Raw genomic sequence first — 18,697 nt, 5'->3', positions numbered from 1 at the left:
GTCAGCTACCAGAGCCTAAGGCCAGCGAAACAGGCAGCTCGGTGAGACGAACCGCGAAGTGCCCATCGACCGCGACGAGTTGGCCCCGTGCCACCACGCGTCCCTCGATGGTCAGATCCACGGCCTGATCGATTTCGCGATCGAGACGCAGGACCTGGTGCTCCTTGGCACCGAGCAGCTCGCCGACAGACAACGTGGCCTCTCCCACGCACACCTGCAGCTTGGCCCTGATCTGATGCAGCGGATTCCAGTCCTTGAGGATGGTGCCGTCGCCGGTCGGGTTGGCGCCTTCGTCGTGCTGACCTGCATGGAGATCCGGCAGCGCGATGATCTGCGCGGTGGGCGGGCTGCCGCTGCCTAGCATCGGGCGCGTTCTGTTCTCGCCGCGCCCATCGGAGGCGGTTCCGGATGCACCGATACGGTTATCGGTGGCAATGCCTTCCAAGGCTGTCGTCATAGGTTTCTTTCCTTCGATGGATGAGTATTCGAGAGCGGCGCTGCGACGGCGGTCGAAGATGTCGGCGCTCCCAATTCGACCGCGATTCGCCCTTCGCTTTGACCGAGCCAGCCGTGGCATACCGGTGCCCCGTCCGTACCGGCCACCTGGGCGGGCGCATCGAGCGCATGCGCGAGCGGCAATACGTCGCCGAGCTGAAGCCCTTGCAGCTGTCCGAGGTTCAACTCCGTGCCTTCGAGCATCACGCGCAGTGCCACACGTTGGCCAGACAGGGCTTGAGCGAGCGGCACTCTGGGCATTTGGGGCGGATAAGTGCGGGGCGGCGATGCAGATCCCGCGGCGTGGCCAAGCAGGACTGCGACGGCGCCGTGCGGCAGATCCAGGTGCCAGGATCCGCCGCACCACGGCCAGCGGACGCACAGCGCGCCGGACCATGGGTTGGAAGGCGTGCTGGCTCGTTCTGAACCCGCAGGCTCCTTTGCCTCGATCCCAAGGCCCGGAAACAAGGCATGAAATCTCTGCAGCCAGTCCTCCCACGCCGCCCGTGCGACGGCGAGTGCCACTGTCTGCGGTTCCTGGGAGGACGCTGTCGAGGTGTCTGCGTCGAATGCAAACATCCGGTCTGCAATCGCACGGATGGCAGCCTGTGCGGTGTCGTGCCCGTCGCGCGACGAGGAAGGAGCGTCCGGGCTCCGTCGACGCGTGCGATGCGCCGGCGCAGCGAATGACCAGCAGGCAATGTCCCCTGGTGCCAGGGGCACGCTCCCATCAGGCTCCTGAACCTGGATGTCGGCCTCTGCGGGCGATGTTTCCCGCGCCGGAATCCACTCGGCATGCCAACTGCGAAACAGCTCGGAAAAACGCACCCGCACCGCGTCCTTGTGCTGGTCTTGCCAGTTGCGCAACGGCCGCGCCTTGCGCATGGATTCCGCGACGCCGAGCAGCACCGGGATCGAGACCGCATTCGAAGGCCGGGCGTTCATTTGCTCTTCATGGAGAACAGCTCCTGCAGCATCTCGTTGGCGGTCGAGATCACCTGTGAACTGGCCTGATAGCCACGCTGCATGATCACCAGGTCGCTGAATTCCTGCGAAAGATCGACGTTCGAGATCTCGATCTTGCCCGAGGCCACCGAACCGAAGGCGCCTTGGCCGGCAACGCCGACGTGCCAGGCGTCCTTGTTCAAGACTTCGAACTGATTGCCGCCCAGTGCGCCCACTGCATCGGGCGAATCGAAGCGCGCCAGTGCCAAGCGCGCTCCATCGAGTGTTCGTCCGTTCGCATAGGTCTTTTTGAGCGTGCCGGTGTCATCGAACACCATGCCACTCAATGCGCCGGCCCCCAAGCCGTCCTGCGACCGCATCTCGACCTGGTATTCGCCGGCCCAGTAGAAGACTTCGGTCAAGTCCAATGTCAAGGCCATCGGTGCCTGGCCCGCGGGCGTATAGGTCATGGAAACCATGGCCGTCCCGGCGGTCGGCTTTCCATTGGAAAAGAGCAGTTGCCCCGTGCTGACGACCGTGGTGCCGTCCAGAAGTTCGACTTTCACGGGGATATTGCCGGACGTTGTGTCGCTTTTTGTGAACTTGGGAGTCAACGTATGAGTGGCACCCGCCGCATCGATCACCTGAAGGGTGTACTTGGTGTCTACAGGAATCTTGGGTTCTTGCACCGTGGCCGTGTTCGGCAGATTGCCGGCCAGCTTGAAACGGGAGCTGGGCCTTCCCAGATCCATCATCTGCCCTGCAAGCGTGATCGCCACGAAGTTGCCGCTTTCGTCCAGCCCCATGACCTTCTCGCCGTTGAGTCGGCTCACCAGCACGCCGTCCGTGTCGAACTTGAACTGCCCGGCGCGGGTGTAGCTGATCTTGCCGTCCGCATCCTGCAGGACGAACAGGCCCTGGCCGTCGACCGCCATGTCGAGGTCGTTGCCGGTCTGGCGCAGTTCGCCCTGCTTGAATGACAGCGTCGTTCCAGCCGTGTCGAGCCCGAAGCCGGTCTGGTTGTGGTTCTGGCTGGCATTGCCGCCGCTCAGGTTGCCGCCCGAATAGAACAGATCCGCGAACTGCAGGCTCGAGCTCTTGAAGCCGGGTGTGTTCATGTTGGCCGTGTTGTTGGCGATCACGCGCAGGCCGCGCGAATAGCCCAGCAAGCCGGTCATTCCAACGTAGATGGATTCAAGCATGAGAGATCTTTCGTGAATTCCAAAGCGTCTGCTGCGCGCGACGAGACGGCGCACTCACCGCACCGCAACCAGCTGGCTGAGCGAGACATCGGTCAGAACAGCACCGCTGGCCATCTTGACTGTCAGCAACGGCGAATCGCCCGACAGCGAAAGCGCGCTCACCGTGCCGGTGACGGAACCGGTCGACGTCGCCACATCGACGGTCTTTCCGATCAACCCGACCGACTGCAGCGCCGCCTGATTGCTGATCAGTGTCGCGATCTTGGTATTGAGCTGCTGGGTCTGCTCCAGGCTCGTGAACTGCGCCATCTGCGCCATGAACTGCTGGTTGTCCATGGGCTTCAGCGGGTCCTGGTAGGTCAGCTGGGTCAAGAGGATCTTGAGAAAATCCTCCATGCCCATGCTGTTGGCCTGCAGATTGGTAGTGCCCGTAGTGCCTATTGCGTCAATGGCCATCACGCCCCCTTTTGAATGTATGAATCGACTGGTGCCGGGTGACCGCCGCCACCCGGATCGGTTGTGTTGCTGAACACGGATGCATTGAAGCCATTGCGCCAGACGAGGCGCCCGTTGCAAACGACCTGGTAGAGGCGCTGGCCGCGGTCCTGCAGCATTCCGTGCTGAAGGTCTGCCACGATGCGGGGCAACATCGCCGCCAGCGCATCGTCGTCCGCACGCATGGCAATCCACACCGCCTGGCCTTCGGCCATGGACTCCTCATGCAAACGCAGCGGTGGCTGAACGTCCGACGCCGACGGTTGTTGCGCTCGGGATTCGTCGGCCGCTTCAGCTTCTAGCTCCGGCGCGCTGGCCGCCGCGGGGCCGTCCGCTGTCCACAACGGGACCGCACCACGGCGCATCTGCAGGTCCGCCGGTGCCTTGGCTTCCAAGGGTGGTTCTGCAATGAATGCGGGGCGCATCTCTGCGGAAAACCGAACGGCTGCGCGCGGCGCTTCTGCGGCACCTTCGGAGACATCGGCCACGCCGATCCGCAGACCCGCAGCAAGCGGCTCCAAGGGCATACCCGGCGCTGATCCGACAGCGGCGGGGTTGCTTCCGGCGATCGCACCCGAGGCTCGTGCCGCACTGTTGATTGCGCGGCGCGCGAGAGGTTCGGGTCCGCGACCTGGCGGCACTGCGTCGTCCCCTCGATCCGAAGCAACAGGAGGCTTGAACCAGTTCGCCAACTGCGCCCTCTCCATCTCGCGCTGCCATGCAACCTGCTGCTGTTGCACCGTGTCGCCCCGACCCGCGAGCGAGCCTTGCCGCACAGGCAAGGCGGCAGAATTGAGCGTCGCCGCCGGCGTAGGATTGGCGCTCATTGCGAAGACTCCCCCACATGGCCGCGCACGACCGAGCGCGCGAGCCAGTCGCGGTCCTGCTCGTTGCTGTTGCGTTGTCGGACTTCGTCGGCGTATTGCGTCAAGGCATCCTCCCTGTGCTGGGTCATTCCGTCGAGACGCAGTTGCAGCGCCATGCATTCCTTGCGCAGCCGATCTCTTTCGGCAAGCTGCTCTTTCCGCTGCGCATCCAGTTCTCGCCATTGGTCGCGCAGATGCGTCAGAAAGCCGAGTGCACCCCTGTGGGCACCGGGGTGCATGCGCTGCACCAGCGCCTGGCCGGCACTGCGCGCCTGCTCGTCGTGCAGGGACTGAACTTCGTTCAGGCGTGCTTCCGTTTCGACGAGGGATTGTTGCGTGCGCGCGAGCGACGCCATGAGCTTGTCCATGTGCCACTGCTGCCGCTGGCGCACCGGCTCGAGCGCATAGACGAAGCCGCGTACATCGACGTCGCGCGCGGACGAGGAAGCCTTGAGCGCGTTGTTCATGGCTTGGGTCCAATGGGCGCGGCTGTCGATGCCGGCGTTAGGATGCCGCGCAGCCCCTGGATCGCCTCTGCGCGGGACACGCCGCCCGTGCTCTGCCGCAGCCATGACCGCAACCCGGACTCGAGCTCGATCGCCCGGTCCAGTTCGGCACTCGCACCCTTTTCGTAGGCGCCGATGTCGATCATCTGCCGGTTGCGCTCCAGCACGGCGAGTTGCTGCACCGCCGAGACCGCCAGCGCACGCTGCTCCTTGTCGGCCAGTTCGGGCATCAGCCGGCTCACGCTCTTGAGCACATCGATGGCGGGGTAGTGCCCCCGGTGGGCGAGATGCCGCGACAGCACGACGTGGCCATCGAGAATGGCGCGCAATGCATCGGACACGGGCTCGTTGAGGTCGTCGCCTTCGACCAGCACCGTGAGCAGCGCAGTGATCGAGCCTCCGCCCGGGGCCGTGCCGCAACGCTCGCAGAGCTCCGGCAGCTCGGCAAAGACCGATGGCGTATAACCCCGCGCCGTCGGTGGTTCTCCCGCAGAGAGCCCGACCTCGCGCCGAGCCATTGCAAAGCGGGTGATCGAGTCCATGGTGAGCAGGACGTTGTGGCCGTCATCGCGAAAGAACTCCGCAATGGCGAGCGCGGCATAGGCCGCCCGCAAGCGGGCCAGTGCGGGCTGGTCGGAGGTGGCAACCACAACGACGGAGCGTGCCAGTCCTTCGGGCCCGAGCTGCTTTTCGATGAACTCGCGCACCTCGCGCCCCCGCTCACCGATGAGCGCGATCACGTTGATGCTGGCCTGTGTGCCGGTATCGGCGTGTGTCTTGACATGCCGCGCCAGCAGGCCGAGCAAGGTGCTCTTTCCGACCCCGCTGCCTGCGAAGATGCCGATGCGCTGGCCCTGCCCAAGCGTGAGCAGGCCATCGATGGCACGGATGCCGGTCTCGAGAACGCGCTGGATGGGCGGGCGCTGCATCGGATTGATGGGCGCGGCCTTGAGCGGCCTGCGCACCTGCGTCAGAGGCCTGGGTTTACCGTCCAGCGGATCGCCGAATCCATCGATCACGCGGCCGAGCAGGCTGTTGCCAACGCCGATCTGCGACTCCGCGCCGAGCGCGCGCACCTCGCAACCCGCGGCGATGCCTTCGACGGATCCGTAGGGCATCAAGGTGACGCGGCCGTGCTTGAGGCCCACGACTTCGGCGAGCACGCCGGGCTGGCTCTTGATTTCGCCGCCCCTTGCCACGCTATTGGTGCGGCCATGCGTCCGGACCATGATGCGGCAGAGCTCACCCACGGCTGCATCGGGGCCGAGCGCGTCGATGGCGAGGCCCTGCATTTCCTTCACCCAGCCGATGCGGCGGTGCAGCTCGGCACCCTTCACGGCTTCGCGGTAAACGTCGAGCGCGCTCAACTCATGCCTCCACGGTGCGGGCCGCGGCCCGGGTTTGCAGCAACAGCTCCCGCAACGCTGCCAGTTGGGTTTCGAAGCGGGTGTCGAGCCCGCCTTCGGGCGATTGCAAGATGCAGCCGCCCAGTACCACGTCGGCGCTGGCGACCCATTGCACGTCGGCCCCGCCCAAGAGTCCTTGCGACAAGCTTTGGCCCCGCTGGAGCATGGCCAGATCGTCGGGGTGCATGTGAATCGCCGTCAGCTTCCGGCTGCGCAAGCTGTCCATCGCCTGCGCCAGTTGCGCCCGCACTGCTTCGGGTTGCACGGCGTTTTCGCCCAGCGTGCGACAGACGACTTCGAAACACAGTGCGAGCATGTCGTCTTCCGTGGCAGCCAGCCGTGCTTCGATCTGCGGTGGCAATGCCGCAATCAGGCCGTCCAGCACCTGCACACGGGCTTGGTAACCGGCTTGGGCCTGTTGCTGCAGCTCCCGCGTCATGCGCTCGGCGTGATCTTCCAGGTCGCGGGAAGCCTTCTCGGCCGCTTGAGCGGCGAGCAGCCTGGACTCTTCGTCGCCACGCGCGCGCCCATCGATGCGGCCTTTGGCAAATCCTTCCTCGTAGCCGCGCTGGCGGGCTTCTTCTTCCACTCGCGCCAGATCGGCCCAGGCATCCGGCGCACTCCCCTGCGGACCAACGGGGATGGAGACGTCCGTCTCCGGTGCCGGAACGCCGAGCTGCGGGTTCCGGCCGGATGGCACCGAAAGCAGCGTCGCTCCCTGCGAGCGCTCAGCACCGCGGCCGTTCCGGCCGCGGGGAAGTGCCAGAGCCACTTGCCCCTGCATGACGATATCGCGCAACACGACCGCTTGCGCCAACGACTCGGCGTTCGGTGGCACGGCGTCGCTCCGATCCGGCAGTGCGGGATTCATCGATGCCAACCCCGGTGAGACGGTCCGCCTCGAAACATCCGGCTGAACGATTGCTTCAGGTTGTGCCACGGCGCCTCAGCAGGCGCTTCGCCAGCAGGCCGCTTCCGCAACCGTGCCGCCACAGCAGAGATCATGGCCGCGCGCATGCCAGGCGGCGCCTGAAATCCGGGCTCCGTTGCCAACAGCTTGCCTTCGATCCGACGTCGTTGAGCGGGCTCCAGCGCGGCGAGCAAGTCCTCGCGCCACGGCCAGTCGGCCAGACGCAGCCATTCGGTGATCAGCCCCACCGGCTCGGCCCGCAGGCACGCGACGAGCTCGCGCACTTGCCCGCCATCGAGCGTGTGCAGCATGGCTTCGTCCGACACGGGCAGCCGCGGCAGCGCCGTGGCCGCGAAATCTTGCTCCGGCATTGCCGGAGACGACGCATCGGCGGTCGCGTCGTCGATCAGTGCGGGATCTCTTTCGATGCCGAGGGCTTCCAACTCTGCCAGCAGCGGTACCAGGCCAGCCCGCTGCGAGGCGGGCAGCGCCTCAAGCATCCATGACCGGTCTTCGGGGGACATCGCGTGCAGCAACAGTGCCGCATGGCGGGCGCCGCGCGATTCAGGCACGCCGTTGCTCGCGTTCTGGGGTTGGGCGGGACGAGGCGCGGAGATCATCCGTTGGGCCCCCTCGCGCCCATGGTGCCGACAGTGGAAGAACTGGCGGCAGGTTCATGCATCCACGCACGCACCCTTCGCAGGGCGGCCGCGCGCTCGGCTTCCGAGAGCGGTGCCCGGCGGGGCTCATTGCCCTGCGGCAGTGCTTCGCGACGGCCGGCCCTGAATAGCAGCAGCGCGAGAGCAGCAATCAAGAATCCGCCAATCAGCAGTTGAAAAAGAGAAGGCTTGCCGTTGTCGAACAGGGCGGCACCCGCTGGGTTGGCAGCAACACTCTCTTCTGCCGCCGTGGCCCCGGTGGCGCCCGAGCTGCCCCCCGGCGCATCGCCCCCCTGGATAGCCCCACCCACCAACGACTGCACAACCACCGCATCACCGCGGTCGGTCGAAGCACCTGCCGCCGCAGCAATGACTTTTCGCAGCTGCTCTTCCTGTGCCGCGTCCAGGGCCTTGCGCACCACGGCCACCACCTGGATGCGCCGAATGGAGCCGGGCTGACTGACCACCTGTTCGACGCGACGGCCCACGGCGTATTCGACATCGCGCTGCGCGCTTCCATTGCGCGAACCGCCGGCATCACTCACCTTGGTGTCGAGCGATGCCCCGCTGTCGCGGAGGACTTCGCGTTCGCGCACCACCACGCCCGTGGCCTGCAGGCCGGTGCGCGTCGCGGCGGGCAGCACGTCCTCCGTCGTGGTGCGGATCTGGTCCATGTTCAGCGTCACGTCGACGCTGGCCAAGGCCTGCCCCACGCCGAAGCTCCGGTCGAGAACCACCGCGACCTTGCGCGAGAGATAGGCTTCGGTGTCGCGCTTGAGTTCGAGCCTCGCGCCATTCACCTCGGTCTCGCCATTGCTGCCTTCGGCGCGGGTCAGCGCCACGCCATGGCCATCGACAATGGTGACGTCCTGTGTCGCCATCCCAGGCACAGCGGCCGCGACCAGACGCTGGACGCCGACCACCTGCTCCGCGCGCAGCGCCTGGCCCTGCCGCATCGTGAGGGTGATCGATGCCTTCGCCTTCGAGGTCGCCTGCTTGAACAGCCCCTGCTCGGGCAATGCCAGCAACACGCGGACCTCGCGCACTTCGGACAGCGACTGGATCGTGCGGGTGAGTTCACCTTGCAGCGCACGCTGGTAGTTGATCTTCTGCGCGAACTCCGTCATGCCGAAGTCGGTGTTGTTGAACAGTTCGAGCCCGACCGCGCCCTGCAGCGGCAACTCCTTGCCCATCAGCTTGATGCGGGTGGCGTGCACCGTCGTCTTGTCGACAAGGATCGAGGTGCCGCTGTCCCCGAGGCGGTAGGGAATCTTGAGGCGCTCCAGCTCCGTCGTCATCGCCTGGGCATCCTGTGGTTTCAGGTCGGTGAACAGCGCCTGGTACTCCGTGTGGAATGCCCACCAGGCCAGCCCGGCGGTCATCAACAGGATGGCGATGGCGCCGCCGATGAGACCGACGCGCGCACGCTGGGTAAGTCCTTGCCAAAAACTCATATCGGCATCTTCATGATGTCTTGGTAGGCCTCAAGCAGGCGGCTGCGCACCTGCATCATCAGTTGGAAAGACACGCGACTCTCCTCCAGGTTGATCATGATCTGGTGCAGGTTCTGCGCGTCGCCCATCGCGAGCTTCTGCAGATCGACCTGGCTGCCGATCAACTGGTTGTTGACCTGCGAAAGTCCGTCGGACACCAGCTGGCCGAACGAGCCAGCAACTGGATTGGCCGAAGTTCCGGAAGCCATGACCGAGGCAGGGCCTTGCAGCGACTGCGCGTTGGCCGCGGCCACCATGGACTGCGCCTGTTGGGAAAGCCCGGACAGCGCCTCGACGGGAAGAAAACCACTCATGCGTTGCTCCCGATGTCGAGCGCCCTGAGCGCCAGCGTGCGGGCCGTGTTCATGGCCGACACGTTGGCTTCGTAGGCACGGGTCGCGCTCATCATGCTGACCATCTCGGTCGCAGTATCGACTCCCGCGTAGGCCACGAAGCCGCGCTCATCGGCCAGGGGGTGGCCCGGCTCGTACACCAGCCGAGGGGCAGCATTGGCGGGAACAATGCGTGCCAAGGGACCCGCCTGCGACGCGAGGTCGCTGCTTTCAAGTCCCTGGCTGACCAGCGCGCCGAAACCGCCGCCGTCAGTACCCGACAAGGCCCCGTTTGACGATGGGGCTTCCGCCAGCACCCGAAGCGGCTGGTAGCTGCTGCCGCCCACGCTCTGCACGGTGTTGGCGTTGGCCAGATTGAGTGCCGCGACGTCGACGCGCATGCGTTCGACGTTCATGCCGGCCGCGCTGATGGCAAACGATTGCATGTAGTCCATGGCTATTTCCTGCCGTCGCCGGCAGCCATTGAAAGGATTGCGAAATGACGCGAGAGGCCTTTGACCAGCGCCTGGTACTGCACCGCGTTGCGTGCCATGTCGGCCGCTTCCATGTCCAGCTGCACCTGCGCCGGAACGCCCTGGCTGTCCACCACGGTTTCCATGCGCGGCCGAACATCGCCCAGGGCGAATGCGTCGAGCCGCCCCGTCTGCGCCATGCTGCGTCGCGCGTCCACAAGCTGGTCCTCGAAGCTCACGCGCTGCGGCACATAGCCGACCGCGTTGGCGTTCGCGATGTTGGCCGAGATGGCCTGCTGCCGCAGGCTGGCCGCGTCGAGCGCCAATGCCAGCACCGATCGGGTCACGGCTTCGATTCCATCTGTCATGTCTGTCTCCGGAGGCTTCCTGGGGATGGTGGGGTTGAATTGCCTGGTGCAACACGGTCACTGGACGACCAGTTCCCCGTGCAGTGCGCCCGCGGCCTTGACGGCGCGCAGGATCGAAATCACATCTCGCGTGCTGGTCTTGAGCCGCGCGAGCGACTGCACGAGATCGGACACCGTGTTGGAGCCGGTCACGAAGCCGGTGCCGCCCTGCTCCTCGACGTCGACGCGCGTGTTGGTCACGATCGCGGTGCGGATGTCCGCCCCGCCGTTCACGATGTTGAACGGCTGCGAGGCGGTGTTCTGGCTCGAGATCGCGATCTTGATGTCGCCGTGCGAGATGGCCACCTTCGAGATCCGCACGTCACCGCCCGAGACCACCGTGCCGGTACGCTCGTTGATGACCACCTTGGCGCGCCGGTCGGGTTCGACAGTCACGTTCTCGATGCGCGTGAAGAGGCTCACCAGGTCGCCGCGCTGCGCCGGCGGCACGGCGATCTCGATGCCGGAGGCATCCTTCGCTTTCGCCAAGCCGCCGCCCAACTGGCTGTTGATGGCAACGGCAACCCGGCTGGCCGTGGTGTAGTCGGGCTCAGAGAGCACGAAGGTCACTCTCTGCTGTTCGTCGAGCATGGCCGCGTTGACGCCCACTTCAACCGTAGCGCCGTTCGGTACCGATCCGGAGGTCGGATGGTTCTTCTGGACCACGTTGCCATTCGCGTCATAGCGATAGCCGCCGACCGACAGGCCGCCCTGAGCCAGCGCATAGACCCTGCCGTTGGCCCCCTTCAGCGGCGTAATCAGCAATGTTCCGCCTACCAGGCTGCGTGCATCGCCCGCGGAACTCACGGTGACGTCGAGCGTGTCGCCTTCGCGCGCGAAAGTCGGCAGACTTGCACTGACCATCACGACGGCGACGTTACGGCTTTGCACGGCTTCCGGCGCGATCGTCAGGTTGAACTGCGACAGCACGTTCGCCAGCGACTGGCGCGTGGTGCGGTTCGCCGGCGAATCCCCGGTGCCGGCGAGTCCGGTGACGATGCCCGTGCCGAACAGCGCGTTGTCGCGCCAGCCCTTGAGCTTGCCCAGGTCCTTCACGCGTATGGCGTCGGCCGCATGCGCGACGGAGAGCCCGGTGCACAGAATAGCCACGGACAGCGCGCAGCGCAGCGACAAGGTTGAAATCATGCGGCGCATCAGAACCCCAGCCAATCAAGAACTTTCCGCCATCCGGCGCGGCGCGCGCGGTCGGTCACGTCGCCCTCGCCCACATAGGTGATGCGGGCGTCGGCCAAACGGGTCGAGAGAACCACGTTGCCATCGGAGATGTCCTGCGGACGCACCCGCCCTTCCAGGTTGACCTTCTGCAATTCTTCGTTGACCGTGAGCAGCTGCTCGCCGGCCACGCGCAATTCGCCGCTGGCAAGCACTTCCTGAACTGTCACGGTCAGCGTGGCGAGCAGCTTGTTGGCTCGCTGGGTGCGGCCTCCGCCATCGAACCCCCCGGATACACCGATGCCGAGCTGCCCCACCACCCTGTTGCCGGTTTGCGTGACCGAGCCGGAGATATCGTTGTTGCGGCGCGTGCCGGTGTCGGCGCTGGTCGATGCGGACGAGTTTTCGAAGACTTGGACGGTGAGCGAATCCCCGACGCGGAACGCCTTGTTATCGGCGGTGAGCGGACGGAAGCTGCCCTCCTGGTAGAGGCTTTCGGCGGCTACGGGCAGGGAAGCAGACAGCAACAGGGCGAGCGCCAAGCTCAAGCCGATGCGCCCTTTCTTCAGCAGGGAAGCGATCATGGCTGCACCTCGACCTGCCCCGGCCCCGTCACGCGAGCCAGCACCTCGCCGCTCGACCCGGGAACCTTGACGCGCACGACCTGGCCTTGGCGACCGTCCTGAAGCACCTCGACACGGCTCTCCACCGACACATCGCCGCTGCGGGCCTGCAGATGTGCCCAGTTGCCTCGCATGACCGCGGGCGTGGTCTCGAGGTGCGCGCTGGTGAGCACCTCGCCCGGCCGCAACGGACGCCGCAGGCGCTGGCGGCCGTCCGCAGAATCGCCGCCGGCCTTGCTGGCCACGGGCGTACCTTGCCTGACCGTTGTCAGGTCGACTTCGCGCGTTTGCATCGCGCCGCGAAGCATCACCGGATCGACGGTTGCACCGCGGCCGACATCGGTGGTGGCCACGGCAACCGGCGCCCATGCGCCCACTTCGAAGGTGACCGCCGTCGTCCGCACGAAACGGTCATCGACCCAGGCGTCGACCCACACCAGCATGCGACGCGTCGGCTGGGCCTGATTGGCCAGGGGTCGCACTCGCAGTGTTGGCACGCCCGGCGGCAAAAGCAGATCGCGTGCGGTGGACACGGGCTCGACCTCGGCGCGCACGCTGCGCTGAGAAAGCCAGTTCAGAAGCGCCGAACGCGCCGCGCTCACCACGGCCTCGCCGGGCAATTGCTGAGCGGCGCTTTCGATCTCGGTTTCGCTGGCGCCAGTCCATCGGATGGCGGGCGACTGCACGCGCAGCGCGCTGTCCACCGTCTGCAGGCCGCTGCGTGCCTCGACCCATCGCACGATTGTTTCGCGGTCCAGCAGCGCTGGCGATCCGGGCCGCGGTGCCGGGCCCAGTGGAAGCGCCATCAACCGGCGCAAGGTCGGCATGTCCCGCGTCGTGAGGAATGCGATGTCGCCCAGACGGACACTGCCGTGATCCAGCTTGACCTGCGGCCGCAGCTCGATCGAGACCTGCGGTTCGATCAACGACTGGGCGGCGGCGAGTGTCGGCACGGCCAGGGCGAGAGCCGGCGCCAAGGCTGCGCACATGGCCCGCAGCACAGCGGGCGCACGCTTATTTGCGCAGGCCATTGATCATTCCCAGCATCTCGTCCGATGCCTGCATGACCTTCACGTTGGCTTCGTACACGCGTTGGGCCACCATGAGACTCACCATTTCCTCGGTCAGCTTGACGTTCGATCCCTCGAGGAAACCCTGGGCCACGCTGCCGAGGCCCTCCTCGGCCGCCTTACCGGCAATGGCCTCGCCGGAATTGGAGCTCGAGCGATAGAGGTTGTCGCCTTGGGCGGTCAACCCCGAAGGGCTGGTGAAGCGGACCAGCTCCAGCTGGCCGAGGTCCACTGGCGTTGCCTGGCCGGCGATCTGGACGCGCACACGCCCGTCGCTGTCGATCTGCATGTTCTGGGCGTTGTCGGGGATGGCAAGGTTGGGCTTGAGCGGAAAGCCGCCCGAAGTGGCCAGCAGCCCCTCGCGATTGATCTTGAAGGTGCCGCCGCGCGTGTAGGCGCTCGAACCGTCGGGCATCGTCACTTCGAGGAAGCCCTCGCCCTGGATGGCGATATCGAAGGCGGATTCGGTTTTCTTGAGGTCGCCCATGTCGAACAGCTTGGCGGTGGAGGCAATGCCAACGCCCGCCCCGAGGCGGCTTCCTCCGCCCACGATGCCCGCGTCCTCCTGCGAAGGCACCAGTCGACCCGCCTCGCGAACCATCAGGTCGGTGAAGCTGATCTTGCTTTTCTTGAAGCCGGTGGTGTTGACGTTGGCCAGGTTGTTGGCAATGGTGTCGACATTCAGCTGCTGCGCCTGCATGCCGGTGGCACTGATGTAGAGGGCGTCGAACATGTTTGTGTATCCCTGTTGAAAATTGAGGTATCCGCGGTCCGGCTTACGACAGTTCGCCGAGCTTGCGCACCGCGCCGCCGATCATTTCGTCGTAGCCGAGCGCCACGCGCTGCATCGATTCGAAGTGGCGCATCGACTGGATGAGTTGCACCATCTCCTGCATCGAGCTCACGTTCGAGTTCTCGAGAAAGCCCTGGCGCAATTGCACTTCGCTGTCTGGGAGCTGCGTGGGTGTCTGATCGGTATTCAGAAGGCCATCGCCCATGCGCCTGAGGTCCTTCGCGTCGTCGAACTGCACCACCTTCAACTGCGCAACAGGCGTTGCTTCGGCACCGCCGCCGGGCCTGGATTCGAAGACCCGCCCGGCGGCATCGATCACCGGGTTGGGACGCGTGAGCACAATCTCACCGCCCTGCCCCATGACCGGATGCCCTTGCGCGGTGACCAAGCGGCCGCGTGCGTCCAACTGCCAACTGCCCTGGCGCGTATAGGCCGGGCCGGCCTCGGTGGAAATCTCGAAGAAGCCCGGGGTGGCCAATGCGACATCCAGGCTCTGGCCGGTCGACTTGAGAGTGCCGGGCCTGGCATCGGTCTGAATGAGCAGCATCCCCGTAGCCGCGGCGCTGCCAGGCACGCCGGGCTGCGCCCCAAGTCGCCGCGCGTCGACGTTGCGCATCGCGTCGGAGAAGGCATCGGCATGCATCGGCAGCGACGAGGCGACCTCCCGCTTGTAGCCAGGCGTCGTGGCGTTCGCCATGTTCATGCTGATGCGTTCGAGGCGCGCCATGTCCTGCTGCATGCTCCGCAGGCTGATCGCAAGTACGTCGGTCATGAAGAGGTTTCCTGGTATCTCAGAGCTGGACGACGCTGAAGGACTTCAGCTCGATGGTGTGCGGCACTTCGGACATGGACAGCACGCGCAGGTGAGGCATGACGCGCTCGGACAACGCGCGCACATGGCGCCGCAGTTCGGGCGCGCAGAGCAGCACCGGCAGCAGGTTGCTTTTCATCATGCGTTCGGCCTGCTGGACGAGCCGTTTCATCAGTTGCTCGGTCAGGCGCGGATCAAGCACGAACGGCTGCGCCCCTCCCGCTTCGGTGGCGACCTGAACGCTCTGCAGGAACTGGCTTTCTATCGCGGGATCGAGCGTCAGCACCTGCAGCGAAGTCGCTTCGCCAAGGAGTCCCTGGCAGATGGCATGGCCCAGTCGCTGACGGACGATCTCGGTCAATTGATTGGCGTCGCGGGTCGTTCGCCCTGCATCGGCCAGCGTTTCGAGGATTGCTTCCACGTGGCGGATCGAGACCTTCTCTCTCAGAAGGTTCTGCAGCACCTTCTGCACATCGCTGGACGAAAGGACTGTCGGGATCAGCTCCTCGACCAGCCCGGGCTGACTCTGCCGGACGCGGGCGAGCAATCGATCGACCTCGGCGCGCGTGAGCAGCGTTGCGGACTCGCGCCGCAGCATCTCGGTGAGGTGCGTCATGAAAACGGTGGCCGCATCGACCAGCGTGTACTTCGCCTGGCCGGCCGCGTCGCGCTGGCTTTCTTCGATCCAGAGGGCGGGCAAGCCGTAGGTCGGATCCCGGGTCGGCTCGCCCGGGACGGACTTGACGTCGCCGGCGGGGTGGATCGCGAGCAACCTGTCGGCCCGCGCCTCGCCCTTGCCGACCAGCACGCCGTCAAGATGGATTTCATACCGGTCCGCCGACAAGCGCGCCGAGTCCTTGAAGCGGACGCGCGGCAGCACAAGGCCGAGCTCCTGCGCATGTTGCTTGCGGAACGTGGCGATCCGTTCCATGAAGACACTTCCCGGCTGGTTGACCACGGAGACCCAGTGGGTCCCCAGGTGCACTTCAATGGGCTCGACCTGCAGCAGCGCGTAAGGATCGTCGCTGGCCGGCACAGCGGCGCCATCGCCTGCGCTCGCCGGCGTGCCGCCCACTGCATTGGCGGCGCCTTGCTGGACTGCAGCGGCGTCCGTGGCCTTGTTCTTCGTGGCCCGGTACAGCATCGTTGCAGCCAGCAGGAAGCACAACGTCAAAGCCAGGGTCGGCAACGCAGGGATGCCCGGCAACAGCAGGAGCCCGCCGAGGGCCATGGCCACTAGCAGGAGCGTTTTGGGAAAGGAACTGATCTGCCGCAGTGCCTCGCGGCTCAGATTGGCGTCGGAAGACGAGCGCGTGACGATGATGCCGGTGCCGACGGCGATCACGAGCGCGGGCACCTGCGTCACGATGCCGTCGCCGATCGTCAGCAGGGTGTATGTCTTCAGCGCCTGCCCCCACGGAAGGCCGTGCTGCATCACGCCGATCACCAGGCCGCCGACGATGTTGATCAGCAGGATGATGATGCCCGCGATCGCGTCGCCCTTGACGAACTTGCTGGCGCCGTCCATGGCGCCATAGAAGCCGGCTTCCTTCTCCAGATTCTTGCGCCGGCGCTGGGCCTCGGCCTGATCGATGAAGCCCATGTTGAGATCGGCATCGATGCTCATCTGCTGGCCCGGCATGCTGTCGAGCGTGAACCGCGCCGCCACCTCGGACACCCGCTGCGCACCGCTGGTCACCACCACGTACTGCACGACGATGAGAATCAGGAAGACGATCAGGCCGATGACATAGTTGCCTCCGACGACGAAGGCACCAATGGCGCCGATCACCCGCCCCGCGTCGCCGTCCGAGAGGATCAGCCGCGTCGCGGCCACGTTGAGCGACAGACGGAACAGCGTCGCGATCAGGAGCAGCGACGGGAAGGTCGAAAATTCCACCGGCCTGGCCATGTAGAAGGTCAGCAGCAGCACGAGGAACGCGAAGCTGAAGTTGCTCAGGATCAGGAAATCGAGCAGTCCGCTGGGTATGGGTGCAAAAAGCACCACCAGCACGCCGAGCACGAGCAACACCAACGCGATGTCGCTGTGCTTGCCCGCGACACGTGCCAGAGCGTTCATGCACCTGCTCCGGTGGCCGCACGGTCTTGACGTTGCTCGCGCATCGCGAACACCCAGACGATGATGCGCGCGACCTGCGCGTAGAGATGCGGCGGCACCGGATGATCCACCGGCAGCTCGCGATAGAGGCGTCGTGCAAGCGCAGGGTTCTGCACCACGGGAATGCGGTGGCGTGCGGCGATCTCGCGCATGGCGGCGGCCATGTGGCCCGCGCCTTTGGCCAGGAGCTGCGGGGAAGCCATCCGCCCATGTTCGTACTTCAATGCAATCGCGATATGGGTCGGATTCGTGATGATCACGTCCGCATTGCGAGTCTGGCGCAACGCCAGGCTTCGCTTGAGCATTTCGCGGCGCAGTTCGCGCAACCGGGCCCTGATGCGCGGATCGCCCTCGCGGTGCTTGGCCTCGTCCTTGAGCTCACGCTGGCTCATGCGCATTTTCTTGGCAAATTCGCGCCGCGTGTACATGAGGTCGAGCAAGGCGATCAGGCCGAGTACCAGCGCCAGCTTGAGGCCCACACTGGCGAGGTCGTCCAGCAGGGTCCGCAGATAGCCGATGGGGGACAAGGATGCAAGTGCGTAGAACTGGCTTGCCAGGGCCTTGAGACTCAGGAACGCCACCAGCGTCAACAGCGCGAGCTTCACGAGGGCGCGCGCGGTGTCGAACAGAACCCGCATCGAAAACAGCTTCTTGAGACCATTGACGGGGTTGATGCGATCGAAGTCGACCTTGACCGGCTCGAAGGAAAGTATCGGTCCGGTCTGCATCATGTTGCCCACGATGGCGGCAAGCATGATCGTGGCGAAGAATGGCGCCGACAACATGAGCACAGCGCGCAGGGCCCGTTCGATCATGGGCCAAAGGCCAACTCCCGACGGATCCATGCGGCCCGCGTGAATCAGCAGCGCGAGATCGAAGCGGAACTGGCTGGTCACCGCTTCGAGTCCCCGCCATGTCAGATAGATCACGGCAACAGCAAACACGAGCGCCGAAACAATGTCCGCGCTTTTGGCGGTTTGTCCGCGTTCGCGCGCGCGCTGCAGCTTGTAGGGCGTTGCGGCTGCGTTTCGATCAAGATCCTGCTCAGCCATCAGCGAACCTGTTCACGTCGAAGCTGGTTCGCAGGCAATGGGTTTGCAGCGACAAAGATCGCATCCCAGGTCGTCGCGATACTTGCGTAGACCCGCGTCATGACGCCGCCGATGCCCGAAAACCAGAGTGACAGCGCGATCAGGCCCACCACGATCTTGACGGGAATGCCCATGGTGAACATGTTCATCTGGGGCAGGTTTCGGCCCACCACGCCGAGGACAAACTCCACCAGCAAGATGCAAAAAACGACCGGTGCGGCCAAGGCAAAACCCAGGCTGAACAAGCCGGTGGCCTGCTTCATCAGCGGCTCCACGGCGTTGACCAGCGACCACGGCGCTCCGACAGGAAAGCGCTCGACGCTGTAGCGGATGCCGCGCAGCAACGCGTGGTGTCCGTTGAGCAGAAAGAAAACAACGATGGCGAGATACTGGAAGGCCGACGTCAGGATCGGAACAGGACGCGCTGTGACAGGATCGATCACCTGGGCGATGCCGAAGCCGAGTTGGACATCGAGCAACTGCCCCGCCACCACGAAGGCCCCAAAAGCCAGCAGGATTCCAAGACCCAGCGTCGCACCGAGTGCAAGTTCTGCGATGGCTGCAGTCAGGAAGGAGTCCCAGTCAGTCTCGCTGCCCGTGGGCAAGGAGATGCCAGAGGCCAGGGCGACGGACAGGCTCAACACGAGCAGCACGCGCACCGACGCCGGCAAAGGCACCGCATAGAGCACTGGCGTCATTGCAAAAGTGGCTGCGATTCGCAAAGCCAAAAGGGCGACGAAACCCAGCCAAGCCGTCCCGATCTCGGGGGCAATGGCTGTCAGCAGCGCGGGCGCCGGATCTAACGACAAAGCATTCACTCGAAGCGTC

Annotated in this window: 21 protein-coding genes; all 21 read right to left on the bottom strand. The window is 65.3% G+C overall.

The genetic code is table 11. From position 1 onward, the window contains the following. Position 1 precedes the first annotated feature (1 nt). The 21 genes from GOQ09_RS12000 to GOQ09_RS11900 all read right to left on the bottom strand — a co-directional run bounded on the left by GOQ09_RS12000 (position 2) and on the right by GOQ09_RS11900 (position 18,687). Positions 2-457, bottom strand: a complete 456-nt coding sequence (locus GOQ09_RS12000) for a FliM/FliN family flagellar motor switch protein (protein ID WP_157613620.1) — start codon at positions 455-457, stop codon at positions 2-4. Beyond that, positions 454-1,440: a FliM/FliN family flagellar motor switch protein gene (locus GOQ09_RS11995; protein ID WP_157613619.1), complete on the bottom strand. Its 987-nt coding sequence runs from the start codon at positions 1,438-1,440 to the stop codon at positions 454-456. Before GOQ09_RS11995 ends, GOQ09_RS12000 begins: the two co-directional genes overlap by 4 nt. Beyond that, positions 1,437-2,642 (bottom strand): flagellar hook protein FlgE, encoded by a 1,206-nt coding sequence (locus tag GOQ09_RS11990; protein ID WP_157613618.1) that lies wholly within the window; start codon positions 2,640-2,642, stop codon positions 1,437-1,439. The genes GOQ09_RS11995 and GOQ09_RS11990 overlap by 4 nt, the downstream gene beginning before the upstream one ends. A gap of 54 nt (positions 2,643-2,696) precedes the next feature. Beyond that, positions 2,697-3,098: a flagellar hook assembly protein FlgD gene (locus GOQ09_RS11985; protein ID WP_157613617.1), complete on the bottom strand. Its 402-nt coding sequence runs from the start codon at positions 3,096-3,098 to the stop codon at positions 2,697-2,699. Further along, positions 3,098-3,964 carry a hypothetical protein gene (locus tag GOQ09_RS11980; RefSeq protein WP_157613616.1) on the bottom strand — a complete coding sequence of 289 codons (867 nt, stop codon included), beginning with the start codon at positions 3,962-3,964 and terminating at the stop codon, positions 3,098-3,100. The genes GOQ09_RS11985 and GOQ09_RS11980 overlap by 1 nt, the downstream gene beginning before the upstream one ends. Then, the gene (locus tag GOQ09_RS11975; RefSeq protein ID WP_157613615.1) at positions 3,961-4,470 is read right to left on the bottom strand and encodes a hypothetical protein; all 510 of its coding nucleotides are present in this window, start codon (positions 4,468-4,470) and stop codon (positions 3,961-3,963) included. The genes GOQ09_RS11980 and GOQ09_RS11975 overlap by 4 nt, the downstream gene beginning before the upstream one ends. Further along, positions 4,467-5,876: a FliI/YscN family ATPase gene (locus GOQ09_RS11970; RefSeq protein WP_157613614.1), complete on the bottom strand. Its 1,410-nt coding sequence runs from the start codon at positions 5,874-5,876 to the stop codon at positions 4,467-4,469. The genes GOQ09_RS11975 and GOQ09_RS11970 overlap by 4 nt, the downstream gene beginning before the upstream one ends. A gap of 1 nt (position 5,877) precedes the next feature. Then, positions 5,878-6,786, bottom strand: a complete 909-nt coding sequence (locus tag GOQ09_RS11965) for a FliH/SctL family protein (RefSeq protein ID WP_157613613.1) — start codon at positions 6,784-6,786, stop codon at positions 5,878-5,880. Further along, entirely contained in the window at positions 6,783-7,445 is a 663-nt protein-coding gene (locus GOQ09_RS11960; protein WP_157613612.1) for a hypothetical protein, read from the bottom strand. Before GOQ09_RS11960 ends, GOQ09_RS11965 begins: the two co-directional genes overlap by 4 nt. After that, entirely contained in the window at positions 7,442-8,938 is a 1,497-nt protein-coding gene (fliF, locus tag GOQ09_RS11955) for a flagellar basal-body MS-ring/collar protein FliF (RefSeq protein ID WP_157613611.1), read from the bottom strand. Before fliF ends, GOQ09_RS11960 begins: the two co-directional genes overlap by 4 nt. Next, positions 8,935-9,291 (bottom strand): flagellar hook-basal body complex protein FliE, encoded by a 357-nt coding sequence (gene fliE, locus GOQ09_RS11950; RefSeq protein ID WP_157613610.1) that lies wholly within the window; start codon positions 9,289-9,291, stop codon positions 8,935-8,937. The genes fliF and fliE overlap by 4 nt, the downstream gene beginning before the upstream one ends. Continuing rightward, positions 9,288-9,764, bottom strand: a complete 477-nt coding sequence (flgC, locus tag GOQ09_RS11945) for a flagellar basal body rod protein FlgC (RefSeq protein WP_157613609.1) — start codon at positions 9,762-9,764, stop codon at positions 9,288-9,290. Before flgC ends, fliE begins: the two co-directional genes overlap by 4 nt. A 2-nt stretch (positions 9,765-9,766) precedes the next feature. Continuing rightward, positions 9,767-10,150 carry a flagellar basal body rod protein FlgB gene (locus GOQ09_RS11940; protein WP_157613608.1) on the bottom strand — a complete coding sequence of 128 codons (384 nt, stop codon included), beginning with the start codon at positions 10,148-10,150 and terminating at the stop codon, positions 9,767-9,769. Between the two features lie 57 nt (positions 10,151-10,207). After that, positions 10,208-11,335, bottom strand: coding sequence for a flagellar basal body P-ring protein FlgI (locus GOQ09_RS11935; RefSeq protein ID WP_242631090.1), 1,128 nt, complete (start codon positions 11,333-11,335; stop codon positions 10,208-10,210). Positions 11,336-11,343: 8 nt separating this feature from the next. After that, the gene (locus GOQ09_RS11930; RefSeq protein ID WP_157613606.1) at positions 11,344-11,946 is read right to left on the bottom strand and encodes a flagellar basal body L-ring protein FlgH; all 603 of its coding nucleotides are present in this window, start codon (positions 11,944-11,946) and stop codon (positions 11,344-11,346) included. Then, positions 11,943-12,938 carry a flagellar basal body P-ring formation chaperone FlgA gene (gene flgA, locus GOQ09_RS11925; protein ID WP_242631089.1) on the bottom strand — a complete coding sequence of 332 codons (996 nt, stop codon included), beginning with the start codon at positions 12,936-12,938 and terminating at the stop codon, positions 11,943-11,945. The genes GOQ09_RS11930 and flgA overlap by 4 nt, the downstream gene beginning before the upstream one ends. 61 nt (positions 12,939-12,999) lie before the next feature. Next, a complete protein-coding gene (flgG, locus tag GOQ09_RS11920; RefSeq protein ID WP_157613604.1) occupies positions 13,000-13,788 on the bottom strand; it encodes a flagellar basal-body rod protein FlgG in 789 nt (262 codons plus the stop codon). Positions 13,789-13,831: 43 nt separating this feature from the next. Continuing rightward, the gene (locus GOQ09_RS11915; protein ID WP_157613603.1) at positions 13,832-14,620 is read right to left on the bottom strand and encodes a flagellar hook-basal body protein; all 789 of its coding nucleotides are present in this window, start codon (positions 14,618-14,620) and stop codon (positions 13,832-13,834) included. A 19-nt stretch (positions 14,621-14,639) separates the two neighbouring features. After that, the gene (gene flhA, locus GOQ09_RS11910) at positions 14,640-16,739 is read right to left on the bottom strand and encodes a flagellar biosynthesis protein FlhA (protein ID WP_157613602.1); all 2,100 of its coding nucleotides are present in this window, start codon (positions 16,737-16,739) and stop codon (positions 14,640-14,642) included. Beyond that, positions 16,736-17,830, bottom strand: a complete 1,095-nt coding sequence (locus tag GOQ09_RS11905) for an EscU/YscU/HrcU family type III secretion system export apparatus switch protein (protein WP_157613601.1) — start codon at positions 17,828-17,830, stop codon at positions 16,736-16,738. Before GOQ09_RS11905 ends, flhA begins: the two co-directional genes overlap by 4 nt. Beyond that, positions 17,830-18,687 (bottom strand): flagellar biosynthetic protein FliR, encoded by an 858-nt coding sequence (locus GOQ09_RS11900; RefSeq protein WP_242631088.1) that lies wholly within the window; start codon positions 18,685-18,687, stop codon positions 17,830-17,832. Before GOQ09_RS11900 ends, GOQ09_RS11905 begins: the two co-directional genes overlap by 1 nt. Between the last annotated feature and the right edge of the window lie 10 nt (positions 18,688-18,697).

Origin of the sequence: Variovorax paradoxus (assembly GCF_009755665.1) — a bacterium.
GTDB lineage: Bacteria > Pseudomonadota > Gammaproteobacteria > Burkholderiales > Burkholderiaceae_C > Variovorax > Variovorax paradoxus_G.
This window is presented reverse-complemented; position numbering and strand designations above follow the sequence as displayed.

Coding starts and splice junctions, on each gene's coding strand:
- GOQ09_RS11935 (WP_242631090.1), bottom strand. CDS start 11,335: ATGATTTCAACCTTGTCGCTGCGCTGCGCGCTGTCCGTGGCTATTCTG.
- GOQ09_RS11965 (WP_157613613.1), bottom strand. CDS start 6,786: ATGAATCCCGCACTGCCGGATCGGAGCGACGCCGTGCCACCGAACGCC.
- fliE (WP_157613610.1), bottom strand. CDS start 9,291: ATGAGTGGTTTTCTTCCCGTCGAGGCGCTGTCCGGGCTTTCCCAACAG.
- GOQ09_RS11980 (WP_157613616.1), bottom strand. CDS start 3,964: ATGAGCGCCAATCCTACGCCGGCGGCGACGCTCAATTCTGCCGCCTTG.
- flgG (WP_157613604.1), bottom strand. CDS start 13,788: ATGTTCGACGCCCTCTACATCAGTGCCACCGGCATGCAGGCGCAGCAG.
- GOQ09_RS11995 (WP_157613619.1), bottom strand. CDS start 1,440: ATGAACGCCCGGCCTTCGAATGCGGTCTCGATCCCGGTGCTGCTCGGC.
- GOQ09_RS12000 (WP_157613620.1), bottom strand. CDS start 457: ATGACGACAGCCTTGGAAGGCATTGCCACCGATAACCGTATCGGTGCA.
- flgC (WP_157613609.1), bottom strand. CDS start 9,764: ATGGACTACATGCAATCGTTTGCCATCAGCGCGGCCGGCATGAACGTC.
- GOQ09_RS11930 (WP_157613606.1), bottom strand. CDS start 11,946: ATGATCGCTTCCCTGCTGAAGAAAGGGCGCATCGGCTTGAGCTTGGCG.
- flhA (WP_157613602.1), bottom strand. CDS start 16,739: ATGAACGCTCTGGCACGTGTCGCGGGCAAGCACAGCGACATCGCGTTG.
- GOQ09_RS11960 (WP_157613612.1), bottom strand. CDS start 7,445: ATGATCTCCGCGCCTCGTCCCGCCCAACCCCAGAACGCGAGCAACGGC.
- GOQ09_RS11975 (WP_157613615.1), bottom strand. CDS start 4,470: ATGAACAACGCGCTCAAGGCTTCCTCGTCCGCGCGCGACGTCGATGTA.
- GOQ09_RS11905 (WP_157613601.1), bottom strand. CDS start 17,830: ATGGCTGAGCAGGATCTTGATCGAAACGCAGCCGCAACGCCCTACAAG.
- GOQ09_RS11985 (WP_157613617.1), bottom strand. CDS start 3,098: ATGGCCATTGACGCAATAGGCACTACGGGCACTACCAATCTGCAGGCC.
- fliF (WP_157613611.1), bottom strand. CDS start 8,938: ATGAGTTTTTGGCAAGGACTTACCCAGCGTGCGCGCGTCGGTCTCATC.
- GOQ09_RS11990 (WP_157613618.1), bottom strand. CDS start 2,642: ATGCTTGAATCCATCTACGTTGGAATGACCGGCTTGCTGGGCTATTCG.
- GOQ09_RS11915 (WP_157613603.1), bottom strand. CDS start 14,620: ATGACCGACGTACTTGCGATCAGCCTGCGGAGCATGCAGCAGGACATG.
- GOQ09_RS11940 (WP_157613608.1), bottom strand. CDS start 10,150: ATGACAGATGGAATCGAAGCCGTGACCCGATCGGTGCTGGCATTGGCG.